8 protein-coding genes are annotated in these 11,591 nt (G+C 41.0%); 6 read left to right on the top strand and 2 right to left on the bottom strand.

Features of this window, described 5'->3' with window-relative positions; translation table 11 throughout:
- Window positions 1-66: 66 nt before the first annotated feature.
- Window positions 67-2,763, bottom strand: coding sequence for a DNA topoisomerase (ATP-hydrolyzing) subunit A (gene gyrA / locus E5N72_RS11400; protein WP_135924722.1), 2,697 nt, complete (start codon window positions 2,761-2,763; stop codon window positions 67-69).
- 176 nt (window positions 2,764-2,939) lie between these two features.
- On the opposite strand from gyrA, the gene ubiG reads away from it, so the two are divergent.
- The 5 genes from ubiG (at window position 2,940) to yfaE (ending at window position 8,475) form a co-directional block, all read left to right on the top strand.
- On the top strand, window positions 2,940-3,650 hold the full coding sequence (gene ubiG / locus E5N72_RS11405) for a bifunctional 2-polyprenyl-6-hydroxyphenol methylase/3-demethylubiquinol 3-O-methyltransferase UbiG (RefSeq protein WP_135924724.1): 711 nt from the start codon (window positions 2,940-2,942) through the stop codon (window positions 3,648-3,650).
- On the top strand, window positions 3,650-4,324 hold the full coding sequence (locus E5N72_RS11410; RefSeq protein WP_135924726.1) for an HAD-IA family hydrolase: 675 nt from the start codon (window positions 3,650-3,652) through the stop codon (window positions 4,322-4,324). The genes ubiG and E5N72_RS11410 overlap by 1 nt, the downstream gene beginning before the upstream one ends.
- A 392-nt stretch (window positions 4,325-4,716) precedes the next feature.
- Window positions 4,717-7,002, top strand: a complete 2,286-nt coding sequence (nrdA, locus tag E5N72_RS11415; protein WP_135924729.1) for a class 1a ribonucleoside-diphosphate reductase subunit alpha — start codon at window positions 4,717-4,719, stop codon at window positions 7,000-7,002.
- A gap of 70 nt (window positions 7,003-7,072) precedes the next feature.
- Window positions 7,073-8,203 (top strand): class Ia ribonucleoside-diphosphate reductase subunit beta, encoded by a 1,131-nt coding sequence (nrdB, locus tag E5N72_RS11420; RefSeq protein WP_130051426.1) that lies wholly within the window; start codon window positions 7,073-7,075, stop codon window positions 8,201-8,203.
- Window positions 8,203-8,475 (top strand): class I ribonucleotide reductase maintenance protein YfaE, encoded by a 273-nt coding sequence (gene yfaE / locus E5N72_RS11425; protein WP_135924731.1) that lies wholly within the window; start codon window positions 8,203-8,205, stop codon window positions 8,473-8,475. The genes nrdB and yfaE overlap by 1 nt, the downstream gene beginning before the upstream one ends.
- Here yfaE and E5N72_RS11430 read toward each other — a convergent pair.
- The gene (locus E5N72_RS11430) at window positions 8,472-8,999 is read right to left on the bottom strand and encodes a YaeQ family protein (RefSeq protein WP_135924734.1); all 528 of its coding nucleotides are present in this window, start codon (window positions 8,997-8,999) and stop codon (window positions 8,472-8,474) included. The two genes, yfaE and E5N72_RS11430, sit on opposite strands and share 4 nt — an antisense overlap.
- Before the next feature lie 154 nt (window positions 9,000-9,153).
- Between E5N72_RS11430 and E5N72_RS11435 the strand changes: the two genes are divergently transcribed.
- Window positions 9,154-11,568: a TonB-dependent receptor gene (locus tag E5N72_RS11435; RefSeq protein ID WP_135924737.1), complete on the top strand. Its 2,415-nt coding sequence runs from the start codon at window positions 9,154-9,156 to the stop codon at window positions 11,566-11,568.
- Window positions 11,569-11,591 lie beyond the last annotated feature (23 nt).

Below are 11,591 nucleotides of genomic sequence, written 5' to 3' on the forward strand. Positions count from 1 at the left end.
TTTGCCTCATTCCAGTAATTATAGTGCGGATAAAAAAAGCGGCCGAAGCCGCTTTTTAAATCAATGTTATTCTGAAGGTGGGTTATCACCCGCTTCTTCAGGATTAGTATCGACTACTTCAACGGCCTCGCCTTCGATGGCTGCAAGCTCATCAACTTCGATTTCTTCGATACGTTGTAAACCAACTACTTGCTCTTCGTCAATAGTTCGTATCAAAATAACGCCTTGAGTATTACGACCAACCGTAGAAACCTCATTTACACGAGTACGTACAAGTGTACCGCGATTAGAGATAATCATGATTTCGTCGTTTTCATCAACCTGTACTGCACCAACCACAGCGCCGTTACGTTCGCTAACTTTGATTGATACAACACCTTGTGTTGCACGGCTCTTCGATGGGTAATCTTCAAGTGCTGTACGCTTACCGTAACCATTTTCTGTCACAGTTAGGATTGCACCATCTGATTTAGGAACGATTAACGATACAACGCGTTGATCGTCTGCCATCTTAATACCGCGAACACCTGTTGCTGTACGGCCCATTGGACGTACGCCTTTAAAGCGGATTTCCGGGTTACCGTTTTCATCAAGTACTGGGTTGCCGTTTTCGTCTAATACTTCAGACTCTTCAGCTTCTTTAAAGCGTACAACTTTACCAGCATCAGTAAATAGCATGATTTCATTCGTGCCATCTGTGATATCAACCCCAATTAGGCTATCGCCTTCATTAAGGTTAACGGCAATGATACCGCTCGCACGTTGGCGGCTATAAGCTGTTAATGGTGTTTTCTTAACTGTACCAAACGCAGTAGCCATGAAGATATATTTATCTTCTTCGTATTCACGTACCGGTAAGATAGCAGTAATACGCTCATCTGCTTCAAGTGGTAATAGGTTAACAATTGGCTTACCACGCGCTGCACGGCTTGCTAATGGTAACTGATATACTTTCAACCAGTATAAGCGCCCTGCAGTTGAGAAGCACAGAATTGTATCGTGTGTATTAGCAACCAATAGACGCTCGATGAAGTCTTCATCTTTCATCTTCGTAGCTGACTTACCTTTACCACCACGACGCTGTGCTTCGTAGTCAGATAATGGTTGATACTTAACGTAACCTTCGTGAGAAAGCGTTACTACAACGTCTTCTTCATTGATTAGGTCTTCAAGGCTAATATCGTGAGCAGCAGCGCTGATTTCAGTACGACGCTCATCACCATATTGTTCTTTAATTTCTACTAGCTCGTCACGGATAACTTCCATTAGACGATCAGGGCTTGAAAGAATGTGTAAAAGCTCGGCAATTAGATCAAGTAACGTTTGGTACTCGTCTAAGATCTTCTCATGCTCAAGACCCGTTAGTTTGTGTAAACGTAGGTCAAGAATTGCTTGTGCTTGTTGCTCAGATAAATAGTATTGACCATCACGAATACCTAAGTCTGCAGCTAACCAATCAGGGCGAGCAACGTTATCTTCACCTGCTTTTTCAAGCATAGCTTTAACAGTGCCTAGCTCCCAAGGGCGAGCTGTTAGTGCCACTTTAGCTTCAGCTGGTGTTGGTGACTTACGAATTAGTTCGATAATTGGGTCGATGTTCGCAAGAGCAATTGCTAAGCCTTCAAGCGTGTGAGCACGGTCACGGGCTTTACGTAAATCGAATACAGTACGACGTGTAACAACTTCACGACGGTGAATGATAAACGCTTCAAGCATTTCTTTAAGGTTAAAGCACTTAGGTTGGTTGTTATCAAGTGCAACCATGTTCATACCAAACACAGTTTGTAACTGAGTTTGTGCATATAGGTTGTTTAAGATTACTTCACCAACATCACCACGTTTGATTTCGATAACGATACGCATACCGTCTTTATCTGATTCGTCACGTAGTGCACTAATACCTTCAATTTTCTTATCTTTAACTAACTCAGCGATTTTTTCGATAAGACGCGCTTTGTTAACTTGATAAGGGATTTCGTGAACGATGATTGTTTCACGACCGGTTTTTTCGTCAACTTCGATTTCAGCACGAGCGCGGATATATACTTTACCACGACCTGTTAGGTACGCTTGCTCAATGCCTTTTTTACCGTTGATAATCGCCGCAGTCGGGAAATCTGGACCCGGGATATATTCAATTAGATCAGCAATTGACATATCTGGGTTTTGAATAAGCGCTAAACAGCCGTTAATAACTTCTGTTAAGTTATGCGGAGGAATGTTCGTTGCCATACCAACCGCAATACCTGATGAACCATTTACTAGTAAGTTAGGTACTTTAGTAGGTAATACGTCAGGAATTTGCTCAGTACCATCATAGTTAGGTACATAATCAACGGTTTCTTTTTCTAAGTCAGCTAATAATTCATGTGACATTTTCGCCATACGAACTTCCGTATAACGCATTGCTGCCGCAGAGTCACCGTCAACAGAACCGAAGTTACCTTGGCCGTCAACAAGCATATAGCGTAATGAGAAAGGCTGCGCCATACGAACGATGGTGTCATATACCGCGCTGTCGCCATGTGGGTGGTACTTACCGATTACATCACCAACAACACGTGCTGATTTCTTGTAAGGTTTATTCCAATCATTATTGAGTTCGTTCATTGCAAATAAAACACGACGGTGAACTGGCTTTAAGCCGTCACGTACGTCTGGCAATGCACGTCCAACGATTACACTCATTGCGTAATCAAGGTACGAATTTTTTAATTCATCTTCAATATTGACTGGCAGAATTTCATTGGCGAGATCAGTCATTTGATTTCACATTCCTTCAGTATTGACTCATAAAGAGGCACAATGCCGTCTTAAGAGCTTTAGTTATTATTTCCAGACCATGCTATCACAATTTATTTAGATTTACAGGCGCTAAATCTTTGCGATTTAGTAATTTCCCCCTATATAATGGCCTCAGATTGACGAGGAAGTTTTTTATGACCGAACATCAAAATGTAGATAATACAGAAATTGCAAAGTTTGAAGCCATCGCAGAACGTTGGTGGGACCGCGACGGAGAGTTCAAACCTCTTCATGAAATAAATCCTCTTCGCTTGGATTTTGTCGCCGATAAAGTAGGCGGCTTATTTGATAAGGAAACCTTAGATGTTGGCTGTGGTGGCGGCATCTTAAGTGAAAGCATGGCGCGCATGGGCGCTAAAGTAACCGGCATCGATATGGGCCAAGAGCCACTTACCGTTGCTAAGTTACACAGTTTAGAAACAGGTGTCCCTGTTGACTATATAAAAGTACCAGCAGAACAGTTTGCGGCTGAGCACCCTGCTCGCTTTGACGTTATTACTTGTATGGAAATGCTTGAGCATGTTCCAGATCCTGCGTCTATTATTCGTGCTGTAGCAGAACTTGCTAAACCGGGCGCCGATGTCTTCTTTTCAACACTAAACAAAACACCAAAGGCCTACTTGTTTGCCATTGTGGGTGCAGAAAAGCTTTTAAAAATGGTGCCTGAAGGTACCCATGACCATAAAAAGTTTATCAAACCTGCACAACTTATTGCCTGGGCTGAAGAAGCGGGATTAAAAGTAAGAGCCAGCACAGGCCTGAACTATAACCCGTTCTCTAAGCAGTACAGTTTAAATGATGATGTAAGTGTTAATTACATCCTGCACTTTGAGAAATTAGCCTAATGAGTGGTGTAAACGCACCCTCTATCGATTTTGATGCTTTTATTTTTGATCTCGATGGTACGCTCCTTGATACCGCCGATGATCTGGGTCATGCATTAAATCGCGTATTAGCCGATGCAGATATCGCCCCAGTCGCTGAGCATATTTATCGTCCCGCAGCTTCAAACGGAGCCAATGCACTTTTAGAGGTTGGTTTTGGTGATAAGTGGCCTGATGTAGAACAACTGGCTTTACGACAACAGTTACTCGATTATTACGCTGATGATATTGCCGTTCACAGTAAATGCTTCAACGGCATCGAGCAGCTTTTAATTGCACTTGAGCAAAACAATATTAAGTGGGGCATTATGACCAATAAGCCCGGCTTTTTAACTGAGCCCTTAGTACAAGCGATCCCATCTTTAAGTAATGCTCAAGCCGTTGTCAGTGGCGATACATTAGCTGTTTCGAAACCATCACCGGATCCACTGTTACATACAGCTGAGATCTTAGATGTTGATCCAACTCGTTGTTTGTATATCGGTGATGCTGAGCGAGATATTCAAGCTGCAAAAGCAGCTAATATGTACAGTGCAACGGCGCTTTGGGGTTACATACCGAGTGTTGACGCTGCGCTTGGCTGGCAGGCAGATTTTAATTGGCATTCGCCAATTGATGGCTTTAACCATATATAGTGTTATTTATTATCTAAAACACCATATATTGTGATCTGATTCACTTTTGAACATTCTTTGATGATAAAAAAATCAGTCGAAATTTATTTTTTAAAACGGTAAATTTTCTGGATCTTGAGTTGATTTCTACAAATTTCGTCGTCTATGAATGTTCAAAGGTTAATGGTCACTAACACAATGCGCTTATCCAATAGTTATCCACAAAATGGGGCAATTCTATCCCTTGCAAAACAGCGCAGACCACACTATCTTGTGATCTGCAATTTAAACAACACCAGATATTGTGGCTAAATGTTATTCAATTAGCTGCATATAGTGTTTAATAATAATAATTACATAAAGAATACCTTTGTCTTTACAACTAAAATTTCCCAAGGAATACAGGCAAAACTATGAACCAACAGCTATCTGTAAGCAAACGTGACGGCCGTAAAGAGTCACTCGATCTAGATAAGATCCATCGCGTAATCGCTTGGGCCGCAGAAGGTCTGAATAATGTGTCTGTCTCACAAGTTGAATTAAAATCACATATTCAATTTTATGATGGCATTCGCACCGACGACATTCATGAAACAATCATCAAAGCGGCAGCGGATCAAATCTCAAAAGATACGCCTGATTATCAATACCTAGCTGCTCGCTTAGCTGTATTCCACTTGCGTAAAAAAGCGTATGGCCAATTTGAGCCACCACGTTTATATGATCACATTACAAAATTAGTTGAAGACAAACGTTACGATCAGCATTTACTTGTCGACTACACAGAACAAGAAATCGATGAGTTAGACTCATATATTGATCATAATCGTGATTTAAACTTCAGCTACGCTGCTGTAAAGCAACTTGAAGGTAAATATCTAGTTCAAAACCGTGTTACTGGCGAAATTTACGAAAGTGCACAGTTTTTATATATTTTAGTTGCTGCAAGCTTATTCTCTGATTATCCAAAAGAGACACGTCTTGATTACATCAAGCGTTTTTATGATGCAGTGTCTACATTTAAGATTTCATTACCTACACCAATTATGGCCGGTGTTCGTACACCAACACGTCAATTCAGCTCATGTGTATTGATTGAATGTGGTGATAGCCTTGATTCTATTAATGCGACATCGTCTGCGATTGTTAAATATGTTTCGCAACGTGCTGGCATTGGTATTAACGCGGGCCGTATTCGTGCTCTTGGTAGCCCTATTCGTAACGGCGAAGCGTACCACACAGGTTGTATTCCGTTTTATAAACACTTCCAAACAGCGGTTAAAAGCTGTTCACAAGGTGGTGTTCGTGGCGGTGCAGCAACGTTGTTCTACCCACTTTGGCACTTAGAAGTTGAAAATCTTCTTGTCCTTAAGAACAACCGTGGTGTTGAAGACAACCGTGTACGTCATCTTGACTACGGTGTCCAGTTCAACAAATTAATGTATAGCCGTTTAATCAAAGACGATTACATCACATTGTTCAGCCCGTCAGATGTACCGGGTCTATATGATGCATTCTTTGAAGATCAAGCGAAGTTTGATGAGCTATATGTTAAGTACGAACAAGACGAGTCAATTCGTAAAAAGCGTATTAAAGCAATTGAGTTATTCTCAATGTTTGCTCAAGAGCGTGCAAGCACTGGTCGTATTTACTTACAAAACGTTGACCACTGTAATACACACAGCCCGTTTATCTCGACTGTGGCGCCAATTCGTCAATCTAACCTATGTTTAGAAATCGCATTACCAACTAAGCCACTTAGCAATGTAATGGATGAAGAAGGTGAAATTGCACTTTGTACGCTATCTGCATTTAACTTAGGTGCGATTGAGTCGCTTGATGAGTTAGAAGAGCTTGCTGAACTTGCAGTACGTGCCCTTGATAACTTACTTGATTTCCAAGACTACCCTGTTCCTGCGGCTAAAAACGCAACGATGGGTCGTCGTACGCTGGGTATAGGTGTAATTAACTTCGCATACTACCTTGCTAAAAACGGTAAACGTTATTCTGATGGTAGTGCTAATGCCTTAACTCACAAAACGTTTGAAGCAATTCAATATTACCTAATGAAAGCATCAAACGAGTTGGCGAAAGAACGCGGTGCGTGTCCTAAATTTAACGAGACAACGTATTCTCAAGGCATCATGCCGACAGATACTTACAAGCGTGACCTAGATCAGTTCTGTAATGAGCCACTTCATTTAGATTGGGATTCATTACGTGCGAGCATTAAAGAGCACGGTATGCGTAACTCTACGCTATCTGCATTGATGCCATCAGAGACATCATCACAAATCTCTAACGCAACAAATGGTATTGAGCCACCACGTGGTCATATCAGCGTTAAAGCAAGTAAAGATGGTATCTTAAAGCAAGTAGTTCCAGATTATGAAAACCTGAAAGACAACTATGAGCTACTGTGGGATATTCCATCAAACGATGGTTACCTACAGCTTGTTGGTATTATGCAAAAATTCGTTGACCAAACGATTTCTGCAAACACTAATTATGATCCATCTAAGTACGAAGGCGGTAAAGTACCTATGAAGGTGCTATTAAAAGACCTACTGACTGCTTATAAACTTGGTGTGAAGACCTTGTACTACCACAACACACGTGACGGTGCATCGGATGCTCAAGATGAGCTAACACCAGAGGTAGAAGATGACGGTTGTGCAGGCGGCGCTTGTAAAATCTAATTAAATTAATAACATAACAAAAGCGGGCTCATTTGCCCGCTTTGTCCTGACTGTTTTTTGAGAAATCACTATGTCATATACAACTTTTAGCCGAAACCATAATAACCAATTACAAGAACCGATGTTTTTCGGCCAAACTGTAAACGTGTCACGTTACGACCAACAAAAGTACCCTATCTTCGAAAAGCTAATTGAAAAACAATTATCGTTCTTTTGGCGTCCTGAAGAAGTTGACGTAAGTAAAGACCGTCTTGACTTCCAAGCGTTACCGGACCACGAAAAACACATCTTTTTAAGCAACTTGAAATATCAAACCTTGCTAGATAGTGTGCAAGGTCGTTCACCTAACGTTGCGTTACTACCCATTGTGTCTATTCCTGAGCTTGAAACTTGGATTGAAACATGGGCGTTTAGTGAAACAATTCACAGCCGTTCATACACGCATATTATTCGTAACGTTACGCAGTCTCCCGAGCTTATCTTTGATGATATCGTCAGTAACGAGAAGATCAGTGAACGTGCTGATGCGGTTACCAAATACTACGATGATTTAATCAATATGATTTCTGTTTACAATCTATATGGTGAAGGTAAACATGTGATCAACGGTGAAGAAGTAAAAGTCAGCTTATTTGACCTTAAAAAGCAACTTTACCTAGCTATGATGTCGGTTAACATTCTAGAAGCTATTCGTTTCTATGTAAGCTTTGCCTGTTCATTCGCGTTCGCAGAGCGTGAACTAATGGAAGGTAATGCGAAAATCATCAAGCTTATTGCCCGTGATGAAGCGCTCCACTTATCTGGCACGCAACACATTCTAAATATTATGCAAGAAGGCAAAGACGATCCTGAAATGGCAATCGTTGCTGCACAATGCCGTGAAGAAGCGATTCAGATGTTTGTTGAAGCTGCTGAGCAAGAAAAAGATTGGGCTGAATACTTGTTTAAAGATGGTTCTATGATTGGCTTAAATAAAGATATCTTATGTCAATATGTTGAATACATCACAAATGCGCGTATGACAGCGGTTGGCTTACCGGCACAGTTCGAAAGTAAGAGTAACCCTATTCCATGGATCAACTCTTGGTTAGTATCAGACAACGTTCAAGTTGCTCCACAAGAAGCTGAAATTAGCTCTTATCTTGTAGGCCAAATTGATTCTCAGGTTGATGCATCAGATTTTGGTGACTTCGATCTGTAATGAGCACTAACACTACTGCAGAGGTTATCCTTGCAGGAACAGACAGCCAGAGTCTCGAATTTGATTCTGGCTGTTCATCTCTCCTTGAATGCCTAGAACAACACAAAATAGACGTCCCCTACCAATGCCGTGAAGGTTATTGTGGTGCATGCCGCGCTAAATTAGTCGAAGGTGATGTAAATTATAACCAAGAACCACTTGCGTTTGTACGCTCAGGTGAAGTGTTGCTGTGTTGTAGTAAACCCAACGGTAAGGTAAAAATTGAGCTTTAATGCCACACAAGATCGTTTGTTTGGTAGAAGTTTTCTTTGTCTGAGACACTCACTGTTTGTTGATCTATCGTTACATCCCACTGTAAGTTTTTAGTCAAATGGCTCGCCAATTGCTCAATAAAGTTTCCATCAAAGGCAATTAAATGGCTATTATTTATCAGCTCTAATTGATGCTCATATTCTTGTAACCACTCATTGTTTAGCGTAGTTACAACCCATAGTTCGTCAACACGTTTAGCAATTTTACTCAATATTGTAAAATCAGGTTCTCCAACTGCTAGCCACATTTCATAATGCTCATCAAGGGCTTTAATTGACACATCTGGCTCACTACTTTTAAGCCGTGCGTTCATGGTTGCCATTTTATTATGAGAAAATAAGCAGTAGCTTAAAAGCTTTAACACAAAATGTTCATAGCTTTCTTGCCTATCACATGCCGTGGTGAAAACCTCTTGGTGATTTCGCTGTTCGCGCAAATCTGCGATAGTAAAATTGGCTTTAAAAACACGATTCTTATCAGACATAACGAATGTCCATCTAACTGAAACATTCTAAGTATAGTTTACGGTGTAAAATTCGCGACTTAGTTAAAAGTTATATTATAACGTTATTGCAGATAAAAAATTGCAGTGTTATATTATATCACAACACTCAACAACAAACTTAGAAGTAGTAATAATGAAGCAAATTTCAATTCTTTCTAGTGCTGTTGCCGCTGCGCTGATCTCTCAATCAACAATGGCTGCTGTGATCACAGGTCAAGTATTAGATAAAAATCAGCAACCTATCAGTAACGCTGAAGTTCATGTTCATGGTAAGTCACAAAGCGTTGTGACCAATAAACAAGGCCAGTTTAAAATCGATGTAGATAACAAAGGCCAATTACACATCAGCAAAGATGATTTTATCGATAAACGTGTTGAAATTAATGGTGATAATCAAAATCTAGTTATTACTCTCACGCCAACATCTGTAGAAACAGTTGTTGTCTATGCTTCTGCGCTTCATAAAAATAGCCTTGAAATGATCTCACCCGTTAACGTATTGGCTGGTGATAATCTTAAAAATAAGGCTAAGCCGACCTTAGGAGAAACACTAAAAGGCCTACCTGGTGTGAATGCTAGTTATTTTGGCCCAGTTTCATCAAGCCCAATCATTCGCGGCTTAGATGGTCCGCGTGTGAAAATCACTCAAAATGGCCTTGATAGCAGTGATGCATCACGTATTGGCCCAGATCACGCAACATCAAATGACAGCCTAGCCGCTGAACAAATTGAAGTGTTACGAGGCCCTGCTACCCTACTTTACGGCTCAGGTGCGATAGGGGGTGTGGTAAATGTTGTTGATAATCGTATTCCTACCGACAATATCGACACTTTAACAGGCGCTGCGCAATACACCCATGACACAGTATCAAACACCAATACTTATGCCGCAAAACTTGAAACCGGTAATGAAGGCTTCAACTTCCATTTTGATGGCACAAAGCGCAAAGGTCATGATTACAAAACACCAACATTCGAGCTTCCTGAAGAGCATGACGAACATGAGGGTGAAGATCATGAAGAACACGAAACCGCTAACCGCGTAGAAAACACCTTTATCGATAGCCAAAATGTTAATTTTGGCACGAGTTATGTTGGCGATCACCTAACACTAGGTGTGTCATATGGTCGTATTGAAACAGATTACGGTATTCCCGCTCATGAACACCATCATCACGAAGAGCATGAAGAAGGTGAGCATCATGATGAACACGAAGGTGAAGAAGAACACGAAGAGTCTGTCTTCGCGCAATTAGAGCAAGATCGCTGGCAAGGTTACATGAGCTATGCGCTACATGATAACTGGATTGAAAATATCTCACTACGTGTGGGTTACACAGACTATAAACATGCCGAAATTGAAGATGGTGCAGTTGGCACTGTGTTTTCTAACAAAACCACTGAAGCACGTGCAACCGTTGAACATAAATTAGGCCTTTGGCACGGTATGGCTGGCTACCACTACACAGAATCAGACTACGATGCTGATGGTGAAGAAGCCTTTACACCAGCAAGTGTAACTAAAACCAATGCACTATTCATGCTTGAAGAGCGTCAATTTGGTGATGTAACCGTTGAATTAGGCGCACGTATTGAGGATTACCAAATTGACTCGGCTGTTAGTATGGCAGAGCACCATCATGACCACGCCCATGAAGAGGAAGAAGAGCACCATGACGAAGAAGAAGCTGAAATCATTAACTACAGTGAAGATTTCACAAATCTAAGTTTTTCTGCAGGTGCAATCTGGCAATATCAAGAAGGCCAAAGTGTTGCGCTTAGCGTATCTCGTTCAGAGCGCGCGCCTCTTAGTGCTGAACTACTTTCAAATGGTGTACATATTGCAACTGGTACATATGAGTTAGGCCTTGGTTATCATATCGAAGACGGCGAAATACACTTTGAGCCTGAAGATATCGATCAAGAAACTGCAACCAACTTTGATTTAAGTTTCCGCCGCTTTATTGGTGACTTTGGTTACACCGTTAACTTTTTCTACAACGACATTGAAAACTACTATTACCAGCAAAGTACTGGGCTCGTATTCGATGAAGAACACGGTCTAGAGTCAGCAGCAGAGGCTGACGAAGACGCAATGGCGGTGTATCAATTTGCAAGTAAAGATGCAAAACTTTACGGTATTGAGTTTGACGTCCACTACCAAGTGTCACCAAGCACATTGGTTAAAGTGTTTGGTGATTCAACAACTGCTAAATTAAAAGATGGCGAAGGTTACCTACCACGTATTCCAGCAAACAAACTTGGTTCTGAACTACAGTATACTGTTGGCGGTTGGCAATTTAGCCTAGCAGGCACTCATTATTTTGAGCAGTCAGATATTACCGCTTATGAAACAAAAACTGACGATTATACCCTGTTTGACGCATCGGCAAATTACCAACTTGATTTAGGCCCTGTCGATACGCAGCTGTACATTAATGCTGATAACTTAACGGATGAATTAGGTTTCGTTCACAGTTCATTTATTAAAGAAAAAGCACCACTACCTGGTCGCAACTTTAGCTTAGGTATTCGCGGCTATTTTTAATCACTTTTAATAGTTATAAAAAA

Source organism: Pseudoalteromonas sp. MEBiC 03607 (genome assembly GCF_004792295.1).
GTDB classification, from domain to species: Bacteria; Pseudomonadota; Gammaproteobacteria; order Enterobacterales; family Alteromonadaceae; genus Pseudoalteromonas; species Pseudoalteromonas lipolytica_C.